Source organism: Streptomyces niveiscabiei (assembly GCF_033794345.1).
Lineage (GTDB): Bacteria > Actinomycetota > Actinomycetes > Streptomycetales > Streptomycetaceae > Streptomyces > Streptomyces niveiscabiei.
Map to the genome: position 1 here is coordinate 1 of NZ_JARAYJ010000039.1, position 22,891 is coordinate 22,891.

Annotated in this window: 17 protein-coding genes, 1 rRNA gene and 2 pseudogenes; 15 read left to right on the forward strand and 5 right to left on the reverse strand. The window is 73.0% G+C overall.

Annotated features, from left to right (window positions below):
- The 3 genes and pseudogenes from rrf to PV682_RS36115 form a co-directional block, all read left to right on the forward strand.
- Window positions 1-92 (forward strand): 5S ribosomal RNA (gene rrf / locus PV682_RS36105); the annotation flags it as partial.
- 129 nt (window positions 93-221) lie between these two features.
- Window positions 222-1,139: pseudogene (locus PV682_RS36110) on the forward strand (hypothetical protein); the annotation flags it as partial.
- A gap of 255 nt (window positions 1,140-1,394) precedes the next feature.
- Window positions 1,395-2,252 carry a tetratricopeptide repeat protein gene (locus PV682_RS36115; RefSeq protein ID WP_319736034.1) on the forward strand — a complete coding sequence of 286 codons (858 nt, stop codon included), beginning with the start codon at window positions 1,395-1,397 and terminating at the stop codon, window positions 2,250-2,252.
- A gap of 72 nt (window positions 2,253-2,324) precedes the next feature.
- On the opposite strand, the gene PV682_RS36120 is transcribed toward PV682_RS36115, so the two are convergent.
- Window positions 2,325-3,611: a DUF1015 domain-containing protein gene (locus PV682_RS36120; RefSeq protein WP_319735982.1), complete on the reverse strand. Its 1,287-nt coding sequence runs from the start codon at window positions 3,609-3,611 to the stop codon at window positions 2,325-2,327.
- 72 nt (window positions 3,612-3,683) lie between these two features.
- On the opposite strand from PV682_RS36120, the gene PV682_RS36125 reads away from it, so the two are divergent.
- The 4 genes from PV682_RS36125 (at window position 3,684) to PV682_RS36140 (ending at window position 7,814) form a co-directional block, all read left to right on the forward strand.
- On the forward strand, window positions 3,684-4,709 hold the full coding sequence (locus tag PV682_RS36125) for an HAD hydrolase-like protein (RefSeq protein ID WP_319735983.1): 1,026 nt from the start codon (window positions 3,684-3,686) through the stop codon (window positions 4,707-4,709).
- 96 nt (window positions 4,710-4,805) lie between these two features.
- Window positions 4,806-5,840: a FecCD family ABC transporter permease gene (locus PV682_RS36130; protein WP_319735984.1), complete on the forward strand. Its 1,035-nt coding sequence runs from the start codon at window positions 4,806-4,808 to the stop codon at window positions 5,838-5,840.
- The gene (locus PV682_RS36135) at window positions 5,837-6,901 is read left to right on the forward strand and encodes a FecCD family ABC transporter permease (RefSeq protein ID WP_407705799.1); all 1,065 of its coding nucleotides are present in this window, start codon (window positions 5,837-5,839) and stop codon (window positions 6,899-6,901) included. Before PV682_RS36130 ends, PV682_RS36135 begins: the two co-directional genes overlap by 4 nt.
- 100 nt (window positions 6,902-7,001) lie before the next feature.
- Window positions 7,002-7,814, forward strand: a complete 813-nt coding sequence (locus PV682_RS36140) for an ABC transporter ATP-binding protein (RefSeq protein ID WP_319735985.1) — start codon at window positions 7,002-7,004, stop codon at window positions 7,812-7,814.
- On the opposite strand, the gene PV682_RS36145 is transcribed toward PV682_RS36140, so the two are convergent.
- Window positions 7,798-8,145, reverse strand: coding sequence for an SCP2 sterol-binding domain-containing protein (locus tag PV682_RS36145; RefSeq protein WP_319735986.1), 348 nt, complete (start codon window positions 8,143-8,145; stop codon window positions 7,798-7,800). The genes PV682_RS36140 and PV682_RS36145 overlap by 17 nt on opposite strands.
- Window positions 8,146-8,208: 63 nt before the next feature.
- On the opposite strand from PV682_RS36145, the pseudogene PV682_RS36150 reads away from it, so the two are divergent.
- The 5 genes and pseudogenes from PV682_RS36150 to PV682_RS36170 all read left to right on the forward strand — a co-directional run.
- A pseudogene (locus tag PV682_RS36150) lies at window positions 8,209-8,391 on the forward strand (hypothetical protein); the annotation flags it as partial.
- Window positions 8,392-8,404: 13 nt separating this feature from the next.
- On the forward strand, window positions 8,405-9,220 hold the full coding sequence (locus PV682_RS36155) for a TlyA family RNA methyltransferase (protein WP_319735987.1): 816 nt from the start codon (window positions 8,405-8,407) through the stop codon (window positions 9,218-9,220).
- Window positions 9,217-10,122, forward strand: coding sequence for an NAD kinase (locus tag PV682_RS36160; protein WP_055721544.1), 906 nt, complete (start codon window positions 9,217-9,219; stop codon window positions 10,120-10,122). The genes PV682_RS36155 and PV682_RS36160 overlap by 4 nt, the downstream gene beginning before the upstream one ends.
- 89 nt (window positions 10,123-10,211) lie before the next feature.
- The gene (gene recN, locus PV682_RS36165) at window positions 10,212-11,954 is read left to right on the forward strand and encodes a DNA repair protein RecN (RefSeq protein ID WP_319735988.1); all 1,743 of its coding nucleotides are present in this window, start codon (window positions 10,212-10,214) and stop codon (window positions 11,952-11,954) included.
- A 334-nt stretch (window positions 11,955-12,288) separates the two neighbouring features.
- Window positions 12,289-13,410 (forward strand): glycosyltransferase family 4 protein, encoded by a 1,122-nt coding sequence (locus PV682_RS36170; RefSeq protein ID WP_319735989.1) that lies wholly within the window; start codon window positions 12,289-12,291, stop codon window positions 13,408-13,410.
- A 4-nt stretch (window positions 13,411-13,414) separates the two neighbouring features.
- Here PV682_RS36170 and PV682_RS36175 read toward each other — a convergent pair whose 3' ends face one another.
- The 3 genes from PV682_RS36175 to PV682_RS36185 all read right to left on the reverse strand — a co-directional run bounded on the left by PV682_RS36175 (window position 13,415) and on the right by PV682_RS36185 (window position 17,725).
- The gene (locus PV682_RS36175) at window positions 13,415-15,154 is read right to left on the reverse strand and encodes a PucR family transcriptional regulator (RefSeq protein WP_319735990.1); all 1,740 of its coding nucleotides are present in this window, start codon (window positions 15,152-15,154) and stop codon (window positions 13,415-13,417) included.
- A 62-nt stretch (window positions 15,155-15,216) separates the two neighbouring features.
- Window positions 15,217-15,918, reverse strand: a complete 702-nt coding sequence (locus tag PV682_RS36180; protein ID WP_319735991.1) for a hypothetical protein — start codon at window positions 15,916-15,918, stop codon at window positions 15,217-15,219.
- Between the two features lie 4 nt (window positions 15,919-15,922).
- Window positions 15,923-17,725 carry a glycoside hydrolase family 15 protein gene (locus PV682_RS36185; RefSeq protein WP_109363733.1) on the reverse strand — a complete coding sequence of 601 codons (1,803 nt, stop codon included), beginning with the start codon at window positions 17,723-17,725 and terminating at the stop codon, window positions 15,923-15,925.
- A gap of 474 nt (window positions 17,726-18,199) precedes the next feature.
- On the opposite strand from PV682_RS36185, the gene PV682_RS36190 reads away from it, so the two are divergent.
- The 3 genes from PV682_RS36190 to PV682_RS36200 all read left to right on the forward strand — a co-directional run bounded on the left by PV682_RS36190 (window position 18,200) and on the right by PV682_RS36200 (window position 22,852).
- Window positions 18,200-19,849, forward strand: a complete 1,650-nt coding sequence (locus PV682_RS36190; RefSeq protein ID WP_319736036.1) for a CTP synthase — start codon at window positions 18,200-18,202, stop codon at window positions 19,847-19,849.
- Window positions 19,850-19,936: 87 nt separating this feature from the next.
- Window positions 19,937-20,563 (forward strand): NUDIX hydrolase, encoded by a 627-nt coding sequence (locus tag PV682_RS36195; RefSeq protein WP_319735992.1) that lies wholly within the window; start codon window positions 19,937-19,939, stop codon window positions 20,561-20,563.
- Between the two features lie 231 nt (window positions 20,564-20,794).
- Window positions 20,795-22,852, forward strand: coding sequence for a tetratricopeptide repeat protein (locus PV682_RS36200; protein ID WP_319735993.1), 2,058 nt, complete (start codon window positions 20,795-20,797; stop codon window positions 22,850-22,852).
- Window positions 22,853-22,891 lie beyond the last annotated feature (39 nt).

Sequence of the window (22,891 nt, forward strand, 5' to 3'; positions counted from 1 at the left end):
CGCCCGGTTACATTCCGAACCCGGAAGCTAAGCCTTACAGCGCCGATGGTACTGCAGGGGGGACCCTGTGGGAGAGTAGGACGCCGCCGAACAATCTTTGGAGGACCCCTGGTCCCAGCGTTCAGCTGGGACCAGGGGTCCTTTTGTTTTTACAATGCTTGAGGTACCGAAGACAGGAGTCACCCATGTCCACCAACTCTCCCGACGACCGACCGGAGCGCGACCAGCGGCGACGGGACAGTGGGGACCGCAACGACCGTGGTGAGCGCGGCGATCGAGGCGGTTTCCGCCGCGACGACCGACGTGACAGCGGGCGGGGCGACCGGGGTGACCGGGGTGGGTTCCGCCGTGACAACGACCGGCGCGACGACCGTCGTGACAATGATCGTCCGCCCTTCCGGCGCGACGACGACCGCGGTGGCTACCGCCGCGACGACCGTGGCGGTTTCCGTCGCGATGACCGTCCCCAGGGCCAGGGTGACCGTGGCGGCTACGGCGGTCCTCGGCGTGACGACCGGGGTGGCCGTCCCGCATTCCAGCGCGACGACCGCGACCGTGGCGGCTACCGTCCGCAGGGCGGCGGCGACCGTCGTGACGACCGGGGTGGTTTCCGTCGTGACGACCGGCGCGACGACCGTCCCTCGTTCCGCCGCGACAATGACCGTCCGCCCTTCCGGCGCGACGACGACCGCGGTGGCTACCGCCGCGACGACCGGCGTGACAACGACCGACGTGACGACCGTGGTGGCTTCCGGCGCGACGATCGCCGTGACGACCGTCCCCAGGGCGACCGCGGCGGCTACGGCCGGCGCGATGACCGGCCCTCGTTCCGCCGTGACGACGACCGTCCGTCCTTCCGCCGTGACAACGACCGGCGCGATGACCGTCGTGACGACCGCAGGGACGACCGTGGCGGATTCCGGCGTGACGACCGTCCGCAGGGCGACCGCCGCGACAACGACCGTGCCCCCTTCCGCCGCGACGACCGGCGTGACGACCGCCCCCAGGGCGACCGTGGCGGCTACGGCGGCCCCCGGCGTGACGACCGTGGTGGCCGTCCCGCGTTCCAGCGCGACGACCGCGACCGTGGCGGTTTCCGCAGGGACGACCGCCGTGACGACCGTCCGCAGGGCGACCGCCGCGACAACGACCGTCCCCCCTTCCGCCGGGACGACGACCGCGGTGGCTTCCGTGGGCGTGACGACCGCCGCGACAGCGGCCGTGGCGGCTACGGCGGCCCGCGTCGCGACGACCGCGGTGGACGGCCCGGCGGCGGCTTCCGTGGCCGCGACGACCGCAGGGACGACCGGCGTGACGACCGCCGTGGCGGTGGCCGTTTCCGGGATGACCGGGACCGGGACCACCGCGACCGCGACCGCGAGCCGATCAAGCGCCTGCCGATCCCGGACGACGTCACGGGCGACGAGATCGACAAGGACGTACGGCAGGAACTGCTGAGCCTGCCGAAGGGGCTCGCGGAGGACGTCGCCAGGAACCTGGTGATGGTGGCGCGGCTGATCGACGAGGAGCCGGAGAAGGCGTACGGCTACTCGAAGGTCGCCCTGCGGCTGGCGTCGAGGGTCGCCGCCGTGCGCGAGGCGGCCGGGTTCGCGGCGTACGCGAACCAGAAGTACAGCGAGGCGCTCGCCGAGTTCCGGGCGGCCCGGCGGATGACCGGGAACACGGAGCTGTGGCCGATGATGGCCGACTGCGAGCGCGGGCTCGGGCGGCCGGAGAAGGCGCTGGACATGGCCGGTGCCCCGGAGGTCAACAAGCTGGACAAGGCCGGCCAGGTCGAGATGCGGCTCGTCGCGGCGGGTGCCCGGCGTGACATGGGCCAGCTCGACGCGGCCATCGTGACGTTGCAGAGCCCCGAGCTGGCGTCCAACTCGGTCCAGCCGTGGACCGCGCGCCTGCGCTACGCGTACGCGGACGCCCTCCTTGAGGCCGAGCGCGTGGACGAGGCGCGGGAGTGGTTCGCGAAGGCCGTGGAGGCTGACCGCGACGGCAGCACCGACGCGTCCGACCGCCTGGCCGAGCTGGACGGCGTGGAGTTCGTGGACGCCATGACGGACGACGACGCCGAGACCCCCGAGGCGACCGAGGCGACCGAGACCCCGTTGTCCCAGGAAGCCGAAGAGGACGACGAGGGCGACGAGGCCGAAGGGGACGAAGAGGCCGTAGCAGCCGAGTCGGCCCTTGAGGACGATGTCGAGAAGGACGTCAAGAAGGACTCCGACGACAACGCCTGACGGCGACAGCGTCTGACGATCGAAATGGGCCTCCTCTTTTAAAGAGGAGGCCCATTTCGTCTGTCGAGGTCCTCACACATCCACCGCGCGCAACACCAGCCCCGTGGCCGGCTTCGGCCCGAACGACGTCGACTTCCTCGGCATCGTCACCCCCTGCCGGGCCAGTTCCCGCACGACCTCCTCCCGTACGGGATGCAGCAGGACCGCCGTCCCTCCGTCCCGCTCGGCCTTCAGCACGGTCGCCTCCGTGTCGTGGATGTACGCCACGCGCGCGGGATCGTCCTCCGGGATGTCCCAGACGGCGGCGAGGAGGGTGGCGTGCAGGACGGTCGCGTCGAGTGTGCGCCAGGCGGTCGGATGCTCGGCGGGGACGGTGCGTGCCAGCAGCTCCGGATCAGGCCGGTCGACGAGCCACAGCGCGCCGTCGCCCGCGAGGAGGTAGGCGTTCCCCGCGCACGCGGCGTCCGCCAGCGCGGCCAGCGCCTCGGGAAGCGCGCCCTCCAGCCGCTGGACCCGGAAGCGTCCGTCCAGGGCTGCCAGCGCCTCGCTGACGGGCAGGTCCGGCAGGTAGCGGTGGATCGCGCGCACGCGCAGGGGATAGCGGGCCGTGTCGACGAGGAGGACCAGTCCGTGGTCCCAGGGGCCGGGGGAGGGCTGCTCCGCGCGGAGCATGAGGTACGTCGCCCAGCGGTGGTGGCCGTCGGCGATCAGCGCCTGGTGGCGGGCCAGGTCGGCCTGGACGCCGGCGACCTCGGCGGGGTCGGTGATCTGCCACAGGCGGTGGTGGTAGCCGTCGTCCGTGGTGGTCGCCAGCAGGGGCGCGCGGGCCGCCGTCCGCTCGACGAGGTCCGCCGTCGGGCCGCCGTCGCCCCGGTAGGTGAGCAGGAGCGGTTCCAGGTTGGCCTGGGTCGCGCGCATGAGGGCCGCGCGGTCGGCGACGACGTGCGGCATGACGTCCTCGTGGGGCAGGACGACGCCCTCGGAGGGCTCCGAGACGCGCAGGGTGCCGATCAGGCCGCGCTGGAGCATGCCGTCCGCGTGGCGCTGCTCGTAGACGTACAGGGCCGGGGCCGGGTCGGGGGTGAGGATGCCCTCGGTGAGCCACGCGCGCAGGGTCGCGGCGGCCTGTTCGCCCCGCGCGCGCGGGGTGGTGGCCTGCGGGAGGATCAGGCGGACGATGTTGTGCGGGTCGGCGTCGTGCAGTTCGTGCAGACCGTCCGGGCGGACGACGACGTCGTACGGCGGTGAGGTGACCGCGGCGAGCCCGCCGACCCGGTCGGGGTCGTAGCGAAGTCCTCGGAACGGGGTGAGTTCCAGACCTCGGGGCGCCGTTGCCTGCGAGTGACCTGCTGTGTTCATCAGGGCATCGTACGGCTGTCAGTGGCATGGGGGATGATCGGAGGAAAGGCGAGCGAACGAGGAGCGTGGGGTATGGGGCAGGGCGTGCGGAGGGTTCCGGACGGCAGTGAGCAGGCCCTGAGCGAGGCGTACGACACGGCGCTGCTGGATCTCGACGGGGTGGTGTACGCGGGAGGGAACGCCATCGAGTACGCCTTGGAGTCGCTGCACAGCGCCCGTGCGGGGGGCATGCGCCTGGCGTACGTGACGAACAACGCTCTGCGGACGCCGGACACGGTCGCGGGCCACCTGACGGAGCTGGGGATCGACACCGCCGCGGAGGACGTCATCACGTCCGCGCAGGCCGTCGCCCGGCTGATCAGCGAGCAGGTTCCCGCGGGCGCGCGCGTGCTGGTCATCGGCGGCGAGGGGCTGCGGGTCGCGCTGCGCGAGCGCGGGCTCGTGCCGGTCGAGTCGGCGGACGACGATCCCGTGGCCGTCGTCCAGGGGTACGGCGGCCCGGAGCTGCCGTGGGGGCGGTTCGCGGAGGCGTCGTACGCGATTGCGCGCGGGGTGCCGTGGTTCGCGTCCAACACGGACCTGACGATCCCCAGCGGGCGTGGGATCGCGCCGGGCAACGGCGCGGCCGTCCAGGTCGTGCGGATCGCGACCGGCGCGGAGCCGCAGGTGGCGGGCAAGCCGCTGCCTCCGATGCACCGGGAGACGATCCTGCGTACGGGCGCGCGGCGGCCGTTGGTCGTCGGGGACCGTCTCGACACGGACATCGAGGGCGCGTTCAACGGCGAGGTCGACTCCCTCCTCGTCCTGACCGGTGTGACGGACGGCGCCCAGCTCCTCGCCGCCCCGCCGCACCACCGCCCGACGTACGTGGACCGCGACCTGCGCGGCCTCCTCACGGGCCAGCCGGAGGTCGTCCCGGACGGCCCGGGCTTCCGCTGCGGAGGCTGGACGGCGACAGCGGGCGGCCACCTCGAACTCACCGGCGAGGGCGATGCGTTGGACGGCCTGCGCGCGCTGTGCGCGGCGGCGTGGACGGCGGCGGGCGAGGGCTCCTGCGAGCTGGACGGGGGGAAGGCGCTGGCGCGGCTGGGCGTCTGAGGCGCTGTCACCGGGCGGACGGGCGATGCAGCCGCCGGAGCCGCCCTCGGTCGGCACCCAGCGGAGCGCATGGCAGGGTAGGCTAACCTAACTTCCGTGTTGGTCGACAGTGTTCCGGAACAGGCGGTCTCCCCACCCCGAAGCGGGCGTGGGGCGCGCTCCCTAGGGCTCGTGCTCTCGGCGTCGCTTCTCGTGGCGGTCGCCGTCGCGAGTATCGCCATCGGCGCGAAGGAGCTGTCCCTCGGGCAGGTCTGGCACGGCCTGTTCCAGGACTCCGGGAACTACGCGGACGTCGTCGTCGGCGACCGCCTCTCGCGGACGCTCCTCGGCCTCCTGGCCGGCGCCGCGCTGGGCCTCGCCGGAGCCGTGCTCCAGGCGCTGACCCGCAACCCGCTCGCCGACCCCGGCCTGCTCGGCATCAACGCGGGCGCCTCGGCCGCCGTGGTCACCGCGATCACCTTCCTCGGCGTCACCAGCCTGAGCGGCTACGTGTGGTTCGCGTTCCTCGGCGCGGCGGCGGTCGGCGCGCTCGTCTGGTTCCTGGGCGGCAGCCGGGGGGCCACCCCGGTGCGGCTCGCGCTCGCCGGGACGGCGATCACGGCGGCGCTGTACGGCTACCTCCAGGCCGTCATGATCATGGACGAGGCGGCGCTCGCGCGGATGCGCTTCTGGACCGTCGGCTCGCTCTCCAGCGCCTCGGACGAGACGATCCGCCAGGTACTGCCCTTCCTCGCCGTCGGCACACTCCTTGCCTTCGCGCTCGCCCGCCCCCTCAACGCCGTGGCGATGGGCGACGACACCGCGAAGGCGCTCGGCGCGAACCTGGGCCGTACGCGCGCGCTGTCGATGCTCGCGGCGACCGTGCTGTGCGGGGCGGCCACCGCGGCGTGCGGTCCGATCGCGTTCGTGGGCCTGATGGTCCCGCACGCCGTGCGCTCGTTCACCGGCCCCGACCTGCGCTGGATCATGCCGTACGCGGCGGTCCTGTCGCCCGTCCTGCTGCTGGGCTCCGACGTGCTCGGCCGGGTCGTCGCGCGGCCCTCCGAGGTGCAGGTCGGGATCATCACGGCGATCGTCGGCGGGCCGGTGTTCGTCTTTCTCGTACGGCGGCGGAGGACGGCCCAGCTGTGAAGACGACGACGCTCAAGAGCCCTACGCCCCGCGCACCCCGTGCCCTGCGCGCCGGTCGCCTCTCCGTCCGTCTCGACCCCCGCGCCCTGACCGTCACCCTCCTCCTGCTGCTGGCTGCGCTCACCGCGAGCGTCGTCCTCATCGGCACCGGCGACTTCCCGATCCCCGCGTCCGACGTCCTCAAGGTGCTGTTCGGGGACGGGAATCCGGGGCAGGAGTTCATCGTCCACGACCTGCGGCTGCCGCGTGTCCTGGTCGGGCTGCTGGTCGGGGCGTCGCTCGGGCTCGGCGGGGCGCTGTTCCAGGCCGTGTCGCGCAACCCGCTGGGCAGTCCCGACGTCCTCGGGCTGAGCCAGGGGGCGACCGCCGGGGCGCTGGTCGTGATCGTGCTGTTCTCCGGGTCGACCACGCAGGTCACGCTGGGAGCACTGGTCGGCGGGCTGGTCACCGGGGCGCTGATCTACCTGCTCGCGTGGAAGCGGGGCGTGCACGGCTACCGGCTCGTCCTCGTCGGGATCGGCGTCTCCGCCGTGGCGACCGCCGTCAACGGCTACCTCATCACCAAGGCCGACATCGTGGACGCCGCGCGGGCCGTCGTCTGGATGACCGGGACCCTCGACGGGCGGGACTGGAAGCAGGTCTGGCCGCTGCTCGCGCTGGTCTGCGCCCTGGTGCCGCTCGTGCTGGCCAACGCGCGCGGGCTGCGCATGATGGAGATGGGCGACGACGTCTCGAACGCGCTCGGGGTACGGGTGGAACGCGTACGGATGCTCCTGATGGTCTCCGCCGTCCTGCTCACCGCCGCCGCGACCGCCGCCGCGGGCCCCGTCGGCTTCGTAGCGCTCACCGCCCCCCAGCTCGCCCGCCGCCTGACCCGCTCCCCGGGCCCCAACCTCGTCCCGTCCCTCTGCATGGGCGCCGCCCTCCTCGTCACCGCCGACTGGGCCTCCCAACGCCTCTTCGGCGACGGCCAGTTGCCGGTCGGCGTGGTCACGGGCGTCCTCGGCGGCGTGTACCTCCTGTGGCTGCTGGTCACGGAACGCAAGGCGGGCCGCATATGACCGGATCGTACGACCACCCACCCCGCCCCCGGCACGAAGCCCCCGCCCCCAGCGCCACCCCCGCCGCGCCCTCGGCACCCCAGACCCCCCAAGGAGCACCGTGAACCGCCTCTCCGCCGAGAACGTCACCCTCGCCTACGACCAGCGGGTCATCGCGGAACAGCTCTCCGTGGAGATACCGGACCGGTCGTTCACGGTCATCGTCGGCCCGAACGCCTGCGGCAAGTCCACGCTCCTGCGCGCGCTCTCGCGGATGCTGAAGCCCCAGCAGGGCCGTGTGCTGCTCGACGGGCAGGTGATCCAGTCGATGCCGGCGAAGAAGGTCGCGCGTACCCTCGGCCTGCTGCCGCAGTCGTCGATCGCGCCGGACGGGATCACCGTCGGGGATCTCGTGGGGCGGGGCCGTTATCCCCATCAGGGCATCCTGCGGCAGTGGTCCACGGAGGACGAGCGTGTCGTGCGGGAGTCGATGGAGCAGACCGGTGTCGCGGAGCTCGCGGAGCGGTACGTCGACGAGTTGTCCGGCGGGCAGCGGCAGCGCGTGTGGATCGCGATGGCGCTCGCGCAGCAGACGCCGCTGCTGCTGCTCGACGAGCCGACGACGTACCTGGACATCCAGCACCAGATCGACGTCCTCGACCTGTGTGCGCAGCTCCACGAGGAGCAGGGGCGCACGCTCGTCGCGGTCCTGCACGACCTCAACCACGCCGCGCGCTACGCGACCCACCTGATCGCGCTCAAGGGCGGGCAGGTCATCGCGGAGGGCGCGCCCGGCGACATCGTCACGGCGGGGCTCGTCGAGGAGGTGTTCGGGCTGCGCTGCCAGGTCATCGACGATCCGGAGACGGGTACGCCGCTGGTCGTGCCGGCCGCCCGCCAGGCCCGTACGAAGGCCGCTACAGCAGCTTCCTGAGGCTCAGCAGGTCGCGGAAGCCCGCCTCCAGCTTCACCCGGCCCGAGCCCCACGCCTTCGCGAAGTTCAGCTCACCGGCGACCATCGCGACCAGGTCGTCGCCGGTCATGGTGAGCCTGATCTGCGCCTTCCCGGCGGGTGGGCCGGGCGCGACGTCGTCCACCACGATCGCGCCGCCGGTCATCCGGCCGGCGAACGTGACGTCCAGGTCGGTGATACGGCAGCTCACCGTGCGTTCCATGCTCGCCGCGGCGCGTACGTCGCCGTCGGCGCCGCGCATGTTCTGCGCGAGCTTCTCCAGTGCCGTACGGCACTCCTCGATCGTGGCCATCATGATCGACGGTACACCGGCGGCCCGGGGTAGCGTCGGGGCATGAACGAAGCCGCCGACGGCCGCGCGCCCACCGGGAACCCCGAGGTCGACACCCTCCTCGACCGGCTCACCGACACCGAGCACCTCGCGACCGAGGGGCACATCGAGGTGTACGAGGATGTACACCGGGGGCTGCGCGACGCGCTCACCGCGCTCGACGCCCGCCCGGGTCCTCCGGGGCCCTCAACGCCGTACGTGAACTAGGAGTGGGACCCAGGTGGCAGGAGTCGCGCGTCGACGGTTGGACGCGGAGCTGGTGCGGCGGAAGCTGGCGCGGTCGCGGGAGCACGCCAGTCAGCTGATCGCGGCGGGGCGGGTGACGGTCGGCAAGACCGTCGCGACGAAACCGGCGACGCAGGTGGAGACGGCGGCGGCGATCGTCGTGCAGGCCGACGAGGGCGATCCCGAGTACGTGTCCCGGGGCGGGCACAAGCTCGCGGGCGCGCTGTCGGTGTTCGTGCCGCGGGGGCTCGTCGTGGAGGGGCGGCGCGCGCTCGACGCGGGCGCCTCCACCGGCGGGTTCACCGATGTGCTGCTGCGGGCCGGGGCCGCGCACGTCGTCGCCGTCGACGTCGGATACGGACAACTCGCGTGGTCTCTCCGGAGCGATGAACGCGTCACCGTCAAGGACCGTACGAACGTACGCGAGTTGACGCTTGAAGCGATCGATGGGGAGCCTGTGGATCTAGTCGTGGGGGACTTGTCCTTCATCCCGCTCGGGCTCGTGCTGCCCGCGCTGGCGCGGTGCGCGAAACCCGGCGCCGACCTGGTGATGATGGTCAAGCCGCAGTTCGAGGTGGGGAAGGAACGGCTCGGCAGCGGGGGCGTCGTCCGCAGTCCCGAACTGCGGGCCGAAGCCGTGCGGGGGGTGGCGGCGCGCGCCGCCGAGCTCGGGCTCGGGGTGAACGGGGTCACCGCGAGTCCGCTGCCCGGGCCCTCCGGGAATGTCGAATACTTTCTGTGGCTGCGTGCCGGGGCGCCCGCCCTGGACCCGGCCGATGTCGATCGTGCAGTGGCGGAGGGGCCGCGGTGACCCAGAACTCAGGTCGTACTGTTTTCCTGCTCGCGCACACGGGGCGGCCCGCCGCCATCCGCAGCGCCGAGCTCGTCGTGAAGGGGCTGCTGCGGTCCGGGATCGGGGTGCGGGTCCTGGAGTACGAGGCGCGTGACCTGCCGTTGCCCGCCGAGGTCGAGCTGGTCGGCGAGGCCACTCCGCAGTGCCTCGAAGGGTGCGAGCTGCTCATCGTCCTCGGCGGGGACGGGACGCTGCTGCGCGGCGCCGAGTTCGCCCGCGCGTCCGGGGTGCCCATGCTCGGCGTCAACCTCGGGAGCGTGGGGTTCCTCGCGGAGGCCGAGCGGGACGACCTCGACAAGGTCGTCGACCGGGTGGTGACCCGGGCGTACGAGGTCGAGGAGCGGATGACCGTCGACGTCGTCGTGCACAGCAACGGGGACATCGTGCACACGGACTGGGCGCTGAACGAGGCGGCCGTCCAGAAGGCCGGGGCGGAGAAGCTCCTCGAAGTCGTCCTGGAGATCGACGGGCGGCCGGTGACGGGGTTCGGCTGCGACGGCATCTGCCTGTCCACGCCGACCGGGTCCACCGCGTACGCCTTCTCCGCCGGGGGCCCTGTGGTCTGGCCCGAGGTCGAGGCGCTGCTGATGGTGCCGATCAGCGCGCACGCGCTGTTCGCCAAGCCGCTGGTGACCTCGCCGGATTCGGTGCTGGCTGTGGAGGTCCTCCCGCACATCCCGCCGGGGGTCCTGTGGTGCGACGGCCGCCGGACGGTCGAACTGCCGCCGGGGGCCCGGGTGGAGGTCCGGCGGGGGGCCGTTCCGGTGCGGCTGGCCCGGCTGCACCACGCGTCGTTCACGGACCGGCTGGTGGCGAAGTTCGCGCTGCCGGTCTCCGGGTGGCGGGGGGCGCCGCACTAGGCGGTTCGCGCGGGACCGTCTTCACGCGTCCCCCACCTCCACCCGCCCGGGTGACAAGGGTGCCTCGCGCTCTTCCCGGTCCACCTCGTATGGTCTTCTGCGTGCTGGAAGAGATGCGGATACGGTCCCTCGGAGTCATCGACGACGCGGTTGTCGAGTTGTCGTCCGGGTTCACTGCCGTGACCGGGGAGACCGGGGCGGGGAAGACCATGGTGGTCACCAGCCTGGGTCTGCTGCTCGGTGGGAGGGCGGATCCGGCGCTGGTGCGGATCGGGGCCGAGCGGGCCGTCGTCGAGGGGCGGATCTCCCTGCCCTCGGGGGCCGCCGTCGCCCTCAGGGCCGAGGAGGCGGGGGCCGAGCTGGACGACGGGGCGCTGCTCATCAGCCGTACCGTTTCGGCGGAGGGCCGGTCGCGGGCGCACGTCGGCGGGCGGAGCGTGCCCGTGGGGGTGCTGGCCGAGCTGGCCGATGAACTGGTCGCCGTGCACGGGCAGACCGATCAGCAGGGCCTGCTGAAGCTCACCCGGCAGCGGGCGGCGCTCGACCGGTACGCCGGTGACGCCGTGGCCGGGCAGCTCGCCAAGTACGGCGAGGCGTACCGGCGGCTGCGGGCGGTCGCCGCCGAGCTGGACGAGATCACCACGCGCGCGCGGGAGAGGGCTCAGGAAGCCGATCTGCTGCGCTTCGGGCTGGAGGAGATCGCCGGGGTCGAGCCCCGCGCCGGGGAGGACGTCGAGCTCGCCGAAGAGGCGGAGCGGCTCGGGCACGCCGAGGCGCTGTCCTCGGCCGCGACCCTCGCCCACGCCGCCCTCGCCGGCAACCCCGAGGACCCGGAGGGCATCGACGCGGCGACCCTCGTGGCGGGCGCCCAGCGCGCCCTGGAGGCCGTCCGCTCGCACGACCCGGCGCTGGCCGCGCTCGCGGACCGCATCGGCGAGATCGGCATCCTCCTCGGCGACGTGGCGGGCGAACTCGCCGGGTACGCCGACGACCTGGACGCCGACCCCCGGCGCCTGGCGGCCGTGGAGGAGCGCCGCGCCGCCCTCACCGCCCTGACCCGCAAGTACGGCGCGGACGTGAACGCCGTCCTGGAGTGGGCCGAGACGAGCGCCGCCCGCCTCACCGAACTCGACTCCGACGACGAACGCATCGCGGAACTCACCGCCGAACGCGACGCCCTGCGCACCGGACTCGGCGCCCTCGCCCAGGCGTTGACCGACGCCCGCACCGAGGCCGCCGACCGCTTCGCCGCCGCCGTCACCGCCGAACTGGCCTCCCTCGCGATGCCGCACGCGCGCGTGTCGTTCGCGATCCGCCAGACCGAGGACCCCGAGGGCGTCGAGGTCGGCGGCCGGAGGGTCGCGTACGGACCCTCCGGCGCGGACGAGGTCGAGCTGCTGCTCGCCCCGCACCCCGGCGCCCCGCCCCGGCCCATCGCCAAGGGCGCGTCCGGCGGTGAGCTGTCGCGCGTGATGCTCGCGGTCGAGGTCGTGTTCGCCGGCACGGACCCCGTCCCCACGTACCTCTTCGACGAGGTCGACGCCGGCGTCGGCGGCAAGGCGGCCGTCGAGATCGGCCGGCGGCTCGCCAAGCTCGCCAAGTCCGCGCAGGTCGTCGTCGTCACCCACCTCCCGCAGGTCGCGGCCTTCGCCGACCGGCAGCTGCTGGTCGAGAAGACCAACGACGGGTCCGTCACCCGCTCCGGCGTGAAGGTCCTGGAGGGCGAGGAGCGGATCCGGGAGCTGTCCCGGATGCTCGCCGGGCAGGAGGACTCGCAGACGGCCCGGGCGCACGCGGAGGAACTCCTGGCGACGGCTCGCGCGGACGCGTAGAGGGTCTCGCGGGGGCGCGTTCCGTACGGGGCGCGCCCCCGGGCCTTGTCGGCCGGACGGGTGATGTGCGGGTCGTCCGGGGGTGCTGTGACGGCCGGGTGTGCGAAGTTCTCGACCCGTGGAGAGGTTGTTCGTACGTAACCGGACGGCGTCACTCATGTGGGTGACAAGAGGGCTCAGGTGCGGGGGTCCACGGCCGCCGGGCGGTCCGGAACACCCGTACGTGCTGGCATCCTTGGAGGACACGGAGGAAGGTGCGCGGGGCGGGTCTCCGCGTGTTCCTTCGGTACGTTTCTCCGTGACCGTCCCCCGCCGAACCAGGAGTTCCGGCCACGTGAGCCACGTGAGCAGCCCTTCGTCCCAGGGCCAGGCGCCGCTGCGCACCGTGCAGGTGCTCGGCGGCGGCAACGCCGGCAGCAGCGCGCACGTGCGCTCGCTGACCGCCGGGCTCGTCGCACGGGGCGTACGGGTCACGGTGTGCGCCCCCTCCGAGTCCGATCACGCCTACGACTTCTCCGGCGCCGGCGCGGACCACGTGCCCGTGCCGCGCAGCAGCGATCCGGGGTCGGTGGCCGCGCTGCGGGCCGCCTGCTCCGACGCCGACCTGGTGCACGCGCATGGGCTGCACGCCTCGTTCCGGGCCGTCCTCGCGCTCAGCGGACGCCGTACGCCGCTGATCGTCACCTGGCACAACGGGGCCCGCGCCGAGGGGGCCCGCGCGCATCTGCTGCGCGTGCTGGAGCGGCGTGTCGTCAAGGCGGCCACCGTCGTGCTGGGGACCACCTCCGACCTCGTCGACCGGGCTCGGCGCACGGGGGCCCGGGACGCCCGGCTCGCGGCCGTGTCCCTGCCGGGGCAGCGGGCCTGCGGTGTGCTGCCGGGGGACAAGGTGCGGGCCGAACTCGGGGTCGGCGAGCGGCCGTTGCTGCTCGCCGTCGGATCGCTCGACCGGTATCGGGGGTACGAGGTGCTGCTCGACGCGGCCCGGTCCTGGCGGTTCCTCGATCCCGTGCCGCTCGTCGTCGTCGCCGGAGAGGGGCCGTCGCGCGGGGAGTTGCAGGCGCGGATCGACCGGGAAGGGCTGCCCGTACTGCTCGTCGGGCGCCGGGACGACGTTCCCGAACTGCTGGGGGCGGCCGATCTGGCGCTGCTGCCGGGGGCCGACGAGTCCCGGTCCGTCTTCGCGCAGGAAGCGTTGCGGGCCGGGGTGCCGCTGGTCGCTCCGCTGACCGGCGGGGTGCGGGAACTCGTGGGGGACGCGGCGGAGTTGGTGGCCGCGGGAGACGCGGAGGCGTTGGCGGGGGCCGTGGTGCGGCTGCTGGGGGACGCGGAACGGCGGGACGCCCTGCGGGAGTCGGGGGAGCGGCAGGTGGGGAGCTGGCCCACGGAGGACGAGACGGTGGCTCAAGTGCTGAGCGTCTACGACGAGTTGACCCAGCCTCGGCCCATCGGGTAGCCGCTCATGACACGTACCGTCGTGCCCTGAGGGCCAGGCTCAGGGTCAGTACCGTCCGCGGGTCCTCCAGGTCCGTCCCCAGCAACTCGCCGATCTTCGCGAGGCGGTTGTACAGCGTCTGGCGGTTCAGGTGGAGTTCCCTCGCCGTCTCCGCCTTCCTGCCCGCGTGCGCCAAGTACGTCTCCAGCGTGGGGAGCAGAGGCGGCTTGGCTCTGGCGTCGTGGGACCGGAGGGCGCCGATCGCTCTCGTCACGAACGCCGCCAGGTCCGGGTGGTCCCGCAGTCGCCACAGCAACAGGTCCGTGTCCAAGTGGCGGGCGTCGTACCAGGGTTGGGGCGGGAGGCCCTGGGCCGCTGTCGCCGCCTCGGTCGCGTGGTGGAGGCCGGCCGCCGCCGCTGCCCAGGTGCCGGGGACTCCCACGACGACGACCGGCGGCGGGGAACCCGGGCGCCGGGTACCCGCTCGGTCCGCCCCGGCGTGGAGGGCGGCTGCCGCCCGGTCGGCCAGCGCCGCGCGGTCCTGTTCCGGGCGCAGGCCCAGGAGGACCAGGACACGCCCCTCCACGGGACGCACGCCGAGCAGCACCGGGACGCCCAGCGACGCCAGTTCCTCCGCGAGCGCCCTCGCCGTGAGCGCCCCGGGGTCACCGAGGCGCATCACGACCGGCAGCAGGGGCCCGGCGCCGGGCTTGAACCCCAGCACCCTCGCCTGGGCCGGCGCGTCCTCCGCGCCGATCCGCCCCTCCGCGAGGTCGCTGAGGAAATCTCCCCGCCCGCGCGCCGCCAGCTCCTCCTCCTGCCGCGCCTGCATCAGGACGACCGCGAGGATGCCCGCGGCGCGTTCGGCGGCGATGCGGTGTACGGGGGTGAGGGGGGCGCGCACGGGAAGCAGGACGAGCCGGGCACGCACCGCAGCGCCGCCGGTGCCCCCGACGGAGCCGGCCCTGCCACCACCGCCGACCGCCTCCGAACCGGCCGCACCGACGCTCCCGCTCCCCGGCGGCGAACCGGCCCACCCGGCCCCCGGTCCACCGCCGCTCCGCCCGGCCCTCAGCGTCGAGCCGGCCCCGGACCCGCCCGGCACGTCCACCACCACCGTCCCCGACGGCGCCTCCCGGCCCGGTCCCCGCAGCCGTTCCCACACCTGGAGCGGATCAGCCCCCTCGGGGCCCGCCCCCGCCGCGTACAGCAGGTGTCCCTCGGCCGTCTCCAGGAACACCGGGTTGTCGCTGAACTCCCCGAGGATGCCGAGGACGTGAGGAATCCCCCCTCCGCCCAGCAACGCGTCCGTGCAGCGCCGGTGCACCTCCTCCGCCCGCTGGAGCAGCGCGTAGTGACCGTTCACGATCTCCGTGTGGATCTCCTCGGTGACCGTCACGAAGGCCACCTCGCGGTGGAGTTGGACCAGCGGCAGCCCCGACGTACGCGCCGTCTCGATCAGCGCGGCCGGCAACCGGGTGAAACGGGGCCCCAGTTCGACCACGAGCGCGGCGATGCCCCGCTCCGCGAGGGTGCGGACGAACGCGCGCTGCTCGGCGGGGCGGGTGCCGAGGCCGTACCCGGTGGTGAGGAGCAGCTCGCCGCCCTTGAGGAGCGAGGCGATGTGCGGCACCTCACCGGCATGCACCCACCGCACCCCCCGGTCCAGCGCCTCCGCCCCCGCGAGGACCTCGGGCAGCCCCCTGCGCAGCCCGGGCAGCTCCAGGGCACGGCGCACGGTGATGTGATCGACAGGGGTGTCCATACGGGGACGCTACCTGGGACGGCGGGCGCTGGCGTACGGCCATGACCACCGCCGGCACCCCCCTACCGGGCGGCCAGCTCCTCCAGCGCCGGCCCCAACCGCTCCGCGAGCCCCGCGTCCCAGTGCCCGACCTCGGCCGCCAGCAGCCTCACCGCCGCCCCCAGCGCCCTGAGCAGTTCCTCCGCGCCCAGGGAGCGCACGAGCGTCGGCTCCAGGGCGAGGTCCACCAGGTGCGCCCCCTTGGCGTGCGCCGCGGGAACCCCCTGCCGGAGACACGCGAGGGTGATCAGGTGGGCCCGTAGCGCGCCGATCCAGTGTGCGGCCTGCCAGGACCGGCCCCGCTCCACGCACACGCGCGCGTGGAGGGCGTGATGCCAGGACAGGCCGATCAGGTGCGCCGGGTCCGGGTCGCCGAACGGCTCCAGCACCCTCGTACTCCCGAAGAGCGTGCGCCACTGCGGGCCTCGTGGGCCGAACTCCGCCTCCGGGGCGAACGTGATGTCGACCTCCGTCCAGCCGGGGAGGAGGAAGACGCGGATCGTGCCGAGGTCCCAGTGGTGGAGGGCGTCGAAGTCGGCGTACAGGCGGGCCGTCCACGCGGCGACGACCGGTGTGCGGTCGCCGTGGACCGCGAGGACCAGGTCGAGGTCGGACCACGCGTCGGCGTGGCCCGTGGCGTGGGAGCCGGTGAAGGCGGCTCCCGTGATCGCGGGGTCCTGGCGGGCGAGGTGCAGGAGCCGCTGTGCGACCTGGTCCTTGGGCACGGGGTCAGCCGCCGTACGCGCCCGATGCCGTCAGGCGCAGGGCCGTGTCGATGAGGGGGACGTGGCTGAAGGCCTGCGGGAAGTTGCCGACCTGGCGCTTGAGGCGGGGGTCCCACTCCTCCGCGAGGAGGCCGAGGTCGTTGCGCAGGGCGAGGAGCTTCTCGAAGAGCTTGCGGGCCTCGTCCACGCGGCCGATCATCGCGAGGTCGTCCGCCATCCAGAACGAGCACGCCAGGAACGCGCCCTCGTCGCCGGGGAGGCCGTCGACGCCCTCGTCGCCGCCGGAGGTCGGGTAGCGCAGGATGAAGCCGTCCGGCGTGGACAGTTCGCGCTGGATCGCCTCGATCGTGCCGATCACGCGCTTGTCGTCGGGCGGCAGGAAGCCCATCTGGGGGATCAGGAGGAGCGAGGCGTCGAGTTCCTTCGAGCCGTAGGACTGCGTGAAGGTGTTGCGCTCCTTGTCGTACCCCTTCTCGCAGACGTCCCGGTGGATGTCGTCGCGCAGCTCGCGCCAGCGCTCCAGGGGCCCGTCCGCGTCGCCGGACTCGATGAGCTTGATCGTGCGGTCGACGGCGACCCAGGCCATGACCTTGGAGTGCACGAAGTGCCGGCGCGGGCCGCGGACCTCCCAGATGCCCTCGTCCGGCACGTTCCAGTGGTCCTCCAGGTAGCGGATCAGTTTGAGCTGGAGCAGGGAGGCGTAGTCGTTGCGGGCGAGGCCGGTCATGTGGCCGAGGTGCAGGGCCTCGGTGACCTCGCCGTACACGTCCAGCTGGAGCTGGTGCGCGGCGCCGTTGCCGACGCGGACCGGCGCCGACTTCTCGTACCCCGGCAGCCAGTCGAGCTCCGCCTCGCCGAGCTCGCGCTCGCCCGCGATGCCGTACATGATCTGGAGGTTCTCCGGGTCGCCGGCGACGGCCCGCAGGAGCCATTCGCGCCAGGCGCGCGCCTCGTCGCGGTAGCCGGTGCGCAGCAGCGAGGAGAGGGTGATCGCGGCGTCGCGCAGCCACGTGTAGCGGTAGTCCCAGTTGCGGACGCCGCCGATGTCCTCCGGCAGCGAGGTGGTGGGCGCGGCGACGATCCCGCCGGTGGGCGCGTACGTGAGCGCCTTCAGCGTGATCAGCGAGCGGATCACGGCCTCGCGGTAGGGGCCGTGGTACGTGCACTGCGCGACCCACTCGCGCCAGAACTCCTCGGTCGCCTCCAGCGACGCCTCCGGCTCGGGGAGCGGCGGGGGCTGCTTGTGCGAGGGCTCCCAGGAGATCGTGAACGCGATCCGGTCGCCCGGCGCGACCGTGAAGTCCGAGTACGTCGTGAGCTGCTTGCCGTACGTCTGTGCGGTCGTGTCGAACCACACCGAGTCGGGGCCCGCGACGGCGACCGTGCGGCCCTCGTGCTTGTGGACCCAGGGGACGATCCGGCCGTAGCTGAAGCGCATGCGCAGCGCCGAGCGCATCGGCACGCGCCCCGAGACGCCCTCGACGATGCGGATGAGCTGGGGCGCTCCGTCGCGCGGGGGCATGAAGTCGGTGACCCGGACCGTGCCGCGCGGGGTCTCCCACTCGGACTCCAGGATCAGCGAGTCGCCCCGGTAGGTGCGCCGGGTGGCCGGCGGGGGAGCGGATTCGGCGGGATGGGCGGGGCCCAGGCGCCAGAAGCCGTGATCCTCCGTGCCGAGCAGGCCCGCGAAGATGGCGTGCGAGTCGAAGCGGGGCAGGCACAGCCAGTCGACTGTGCCGTCCCGGCAGACCAGTGCGGCGGTCTGCATGTCTCCGATGAGTGCGTAGTCTTCGATGCGCCCGGCCACGTGCAACTCCAGTCGAACGGCCACGCCACCCCCTGAGGGGGGCGTTGTGGTCAAGGGGGTCGGTCCAAATGCAAGTCGTTGAACGATGAAGTCAACCGGTCGTCCCGCCGTCTGGCAAAACGCCATTTTTTGTTCAACGAGCTGACGAGCCTTCGTTGTTCCGGTCCGTGGGCGGGGGTGTGCCGTGGTGCACGGAGGGACTCGACAGCGAGTGTCTGAGCAGGATACGACTCACGCAGATCATCTGTGTGCCGCTCTCACCGACGTGCCTGGGCCGAACGGGTGAGTGAGGGTGAAAGCGTCGTCAAGGAACACGAAATCCTCGTCAAAGACTTGTGTCGGCGCGTGCGCGGAGCGTGGCCGGAAGCCATCTCTCCGGGGCGCTGATACGCTGGTAGCCCGTGGAGCGGAGGGCACGAATCCCCCGAACCGCAGCGACCCCCAGACCGCGACCACGGGAGCCCCCTCTTGGCCATCACGCCGAAATCTTCGACGACCAAGCACATCTTCGTCACCGGGGGTGTCGCCTCCTCGCTCGGCAAGGGCCTGACCGCCTCCAGCCTCGGCATGCTCCTGAAGGCCCGTGGCCTGCGCGTGGTCATGCAGAAGCTGGACCCCTACCTGAACGTCGACCCCGGCACGATGAACCCCTTCCAGCACGGCGAGGTGTTCGTCACCAACGACGGCGCCGAGACCGACCTGGACATCGGCCACTACGAGCGCTTCCTCGACCGCGACCTCGACGGCAGCGCCAACGTCACCACCGGCCAGGTGTACAACACCGTGATCGCCAAGGAGCGGCGCGGCGAGTACCTGGGCGACACCGTGCAGGTCATCCCGCACATCACCAACGAGATCAAGCACCGTATCCGCCGCATGGCGACCGACGAGGTCGACGTCGTCATCACCGAGGTCGGCGGCACGGTCGGTGACATCGAGTCGCTGCCGTTCCTGGAGACGGTCCGCCAGGTCCGTCACGAGGTCGGCCGGGACAACGTGTTCGTGGTCCACATCTCGCTCCTTCCGTACATCGGCCCGTCCGGCGAGCTGAAGACCAAGCCCACCCAGCACTCCGTGGCCGCCCTGCGCAACATCGGCATCCAGCCCGACGCGATCGTGCTGCGCTGCGACCGCGAGGTGCCGACCGCGATCAAGCGCAAGATCTCCCTGATGTGCGACGTCGACGAGTCCGCGGTCGTCGCCTGCCCGGACGCGCGCTCCATCTACGACATCCCGAAGACCGTCCACGGCGAGGGCCTCGACGCGTACGTCGTCCGCAAGCTGGACCTGCCGTTCCGCGACGTGGACTGGACGACGTGGGACGACCTGCTCGACCGCGTCCACAACCCCGACCACGAGATCACGCTCGCCCTGGTCGGCAAGTACATCGACCTCCCCGACGCCTACCTCTCGGTCACCGAGGCGCTGCGCGCGGGCGGGTTCGCCAACAAGGCCCGCGTGAAGATCAAGTGGGTCACCTCGGACGACTGCAAGACCCCGGCCGGCGCCGCCGCCCAGCTGGCGGACGTGGACGGCATCTGCATCCCCGGCGGCTTCGGCGACCGCGGCGTCCTCGGCAAGGTCGGCGCGATCAAGTACGCCCGCGAGAACAAGGTGCCGCTGCTGGGCCTGTGCCTGGGTCTCCAGTGCATCGTCATTGAGGCGGCCCGCAACCTCGCGGACATCCCGGACGCCAACTCCACCGAGTTCGACGCGGCCACGGCCCACCCGGTCATCTCGACCATGGCCGAGCAGCTCGACATCGTGGCCGGCGAGGGCGACATGGGCGGCACGATGCGGCTCGGCATGTACCCGGCGAAGCTCGCCGAGGGCTCCATCGTCCGCGAGGTCTACGACGGCAAGGAGTACGTCGAGGAGCGGCACCGCCACCGCTACGAGGTCAACAACTCCTACCGCGCGGAACTGGAGAAGAAGGCCGGCATCCAGTTCTCGGGCACGTCCCCGGACGGCAAGCTCGTCGAGTACGTCGAGTACCCACGCGACGTCCACCCCTACCTGGTCGCCACGCAGGCCCACCCGGAGCTGCGCTCGCGCCCGACCCGGCCGCACCCGCTGTTCGCCGGGCTCGTGAAGGCGGCGGTGGCCGCCAAGAGTTCGAAGTAACACGGCCGGTTGTACGGTGGCCGGGGTGTCTCCCTCTCAACGGGAGCGCCCCGGTTTTCGTTTGCGCACGTCGGAGAGGCAAGAGCAATGACGGTCAAGGACACCCCGCAGGAGTGGGAGGTCCGCGCGACGGACACTCCCTTCGTCGGCAAGAAGACGTCCGTGCGCACCGACGACGTCGTCATGCCGGACGGCTCGGTCGTCCGCCGCGACTACCAGGTCCACCCCGGCTCGGTCGCCGTCCTCGCCCTCGACGACGAGGACCGGGTGCTGCTGATCAAGCAGTACCGCCACCCCGTGCGCGAGAAGCTCTGGGAGATCCCGGCCGGTCTCCTCGACGTACCCGGCGAGAACCCGCTGCACGCGGCGCAGCGCGAGCTGTACGAGGAGGCCCACGTCAAGGCGGAGAGCTGGCACGTCCTCACCGACGTCTACACCACGCCCGGCGGCTGCGACGAGGCCGTGCGCGTCTTCCTCGCGCGGGGACTCTCGGAGGCGGAGGGGCAGCGCTTCGAGGTGGAGGACGAGGAGGCGGACATGGAGTACGCGCGCGTGCCGGTCGCCGAGCTGGTGCGGGGGATCCTCGCGGGGGAGCTGCACAACAACTGTCTGGTGGTGGGGGTGCTGTCGCTGGCGGCGGCGCGCGCCGGGGACGGCCTCTCGGCGCTGCGTCCGGCCGAGGCGGCCTGGCCCGCGCGGCCGTTCGAGGCGTGAGGGGTCGGCGCCCGACCGTTTCTGACGCAAACGTGAACCCTGCGTGATCGTTTCGCGCTCCCTCAGAGGTTCACGTTCCCGGTGTGACCATCGGCTGATCCGATCAGGGGACCTGAGGGGCCGTCATGGCCGCGCTCCGCGAGGAAGGTTGCAGAGCGTGAACTAGGCTCCCGTGGAGTGAGCCGAGAGTGCGTGCCGGTGTTGCGCGTGTGTGAGACGGGAGCGTGGCCCGTGGCGGATCAGGCAGTGGAGACGGACGGCGCGGTGCTGTCGGGCCACGCTGCGACGGAGGGCCAATTCCTGGGCCGTACCAGGGAGTTGAAGGAACTGCGGGCCGACATCGAGCGCGTCGGCCTGGACACCCTGGTCGGCAAGAAGTCGCCCCGCGCGCGGGTGCTGCTGATCGCCGGCCGGCCGGGGTCCGGCCGCAGCGCGCTCGCCGAGGAACTCGTCCGCCAGGTCGCCGGCCACTACCGGGACGGCGTCCTGCGGGTCCGGCTCGCCGAGCCGGACGGCACGCCCGTGCCCGTCGAGCGGGCCGCCCGCGACCTGCTGGCCGAGCTGGACGTCGAGGCGCCCGCAGGGGCCGATCAGGACGACCTCTCCGCGCTGCTGCGGGACGCGCTCGCCGAGCGCCGTACGCTGCTGCTGCTCGACGACGCGCCGGGTGCCGAACACGTGGACGCGCTGCTGCCGGACAACCCGGAGTGCCTGGTCGTCGCTGTGTCCGGGGGGCCGCTGACCGGGATCGCCGATGTGCGGCCGTGCACGCTGGGCGGGCTGGACACCAAGTCGGCGCTGGAACTGCTGACCCGGTCGACCGGGTCGGTGCGGGTGACCGTCGACCCGCGCTCGGCGGAGGGGCTCGTCGAGGTGTGCCAGGGGCAGCCCGCCGCGCTGGTGCTGGCCGGGGGATGGCTGGCCGCGCGGCCCACGGCGGCCGTCGCCGACCTCGCCAAGCACCTGCGCGCCGAGGGGGACGAGGGGACGCCGCTCAGCCGGGTCTTCCGGCTCGTGCACGCGGGACTGCCGGCGCCGGCCGCGCGGATACTGCGACTGCTGAGCCTGGCCCCCGCCGGCCTCGTCGACCCGCACACCGCCTCGGCGCTGGCCGGCTGCTCGATCGGCGCCGCCCGCACCACCCTGGACGACCTGACCGCGCAGGGCCTGCTGCACGCGGTGGACTCGCCGATCCCGCAGTACGAGGTGCCCGGCTGCCTGTACCCCCTGCTGAAGGCCGCCGCCGAGACGCACGACCGCCCGGCCGAACTGCACCTGGCCCGCGCGCGCATGCTGGAGCGCACGGTCCGCCTCCTCCAGTCCTGCCGCGCGATCACCGAACCGGAGAACCCGCAGGCCCGCGCCCGCCTCCAGGGTCTCCCGCGCGCCCTGCGCTTCTCCAGCCGGCGGGCGGCCGGCGACTGGCTGCGGCTGCGCCGCCCGGCCCTGCTGGCCTCCGCCCGCCTCGCGGTCGCGGACGGTGAACTCGACACCCTGGCACGCCGGTTGATGTCCCAGTTCGTGCGCGCGATGGTCGCCCACTTCGGCACCCGGGCCGCCGCCCCCGACCTGTACGGCGTCCACCGCCTCGTCCTCGACGTCGCCGAACGCCGCGACCTCCCGCGCGAGCGCGCCGCGGCCCTGCTGAACCTCGCCGACGTCGACGCGAGCACCGGCCGCACCGAGGAGGCGCTGACCCGCTACCGGGCCGCCCTCGACGCCGGACGCGAGGCGGGCGACCCGTATGCGACCGGCCGGGCCATGGAGTCGATCGGCGGCGCGCACCTCGAACTCGGGGACTACGAGCGGGCCGCCGACTGGTACGGCCGCGCCCTCGCCCAGCGGCTCGCCCGGGACGAACGCGCCGACGCCGCGCGCCTGTACGGCCGTATCGCCACCGCGCAGACCTACGCCGGCCGGTACGGGGAGGCGCAGCGGGCGTGGCGGGCGTCGGCCGCCGGGCACCGGAAGAACGGGGACGTGGGGGCGCACGCGCGGGCGCTCAGCGAACTGGCGCGGGTCCAGGAGTACGCGGGCCGGCCGGAGGAGTCGCTGCGGACCTGCCAGGAGGCGGTGGAGTGGGCGCGTCGCGCGGAGGACGAGCGCTTGCAGGCCGCGCTCCACCTGCGCCTCGCCGACACCCTGGAGCACCTCGGCGACCCGGCGGCGGCCCGGGTGCACCGCGCGGCGGCCGACCGGATGCTGGCCGGGGAGCGCCCCGGGCCTGAATCCGAGGGGGAACACGGAAGCAACGCCTACGAAATCCGTGGCACATCGGCCGAAGATTGATGCTTTGAAAGGCTGGACACCGGGAACGCCTTCATTAGA

Excerpts from the sequence above, each read along its gene's own strand:
- PV682_RS36120 (WP_319735982.1), bottom strand. The coding sequence starts at position 3,611 with ATGAACACAGCAGGTCACTCGCAGGCAACGGCGCCCCGAGGTCTGGAA.
- PV682_RS36125 (WP_319735983.1), top strand. The coding sequence starts at position 3,684 with ATGGGGCAGGGCGTGCGGAGGGTTCCGGACGGCAGTGAGCAGGCCCTG.
- PV682_RS36145 (WP_319735986.1), bottom strand. The coding sequence starts at position 8,145 with ATGGCCACGATCGAGGAGTGCCGTACGGCACTGGAGAAGCTCGCGCAG.
- recN (WP_319735988.1), top strand. The coding sequence starts at position 10,212 with ATGGTCTTCTGCGTGCTGGAAGAGATGCGGATACGGTCCCTCGGAGTC.
- PV682_RS36175 (WP_319735990.1), bottom strand. The coding sequence starts at position 15,154 with ATGGACACCCCTGTCGATCACATCACCGTGCGCCGTGCCCTGGAGCTG.
- PV682_RS36195 (WP_319735992.1), top strand. The coding sequence starts at position 19,937 with ATGACGGTCAAGGACACCCCGCAGGAGTGGGAGGTCCGCGCGACGGAC.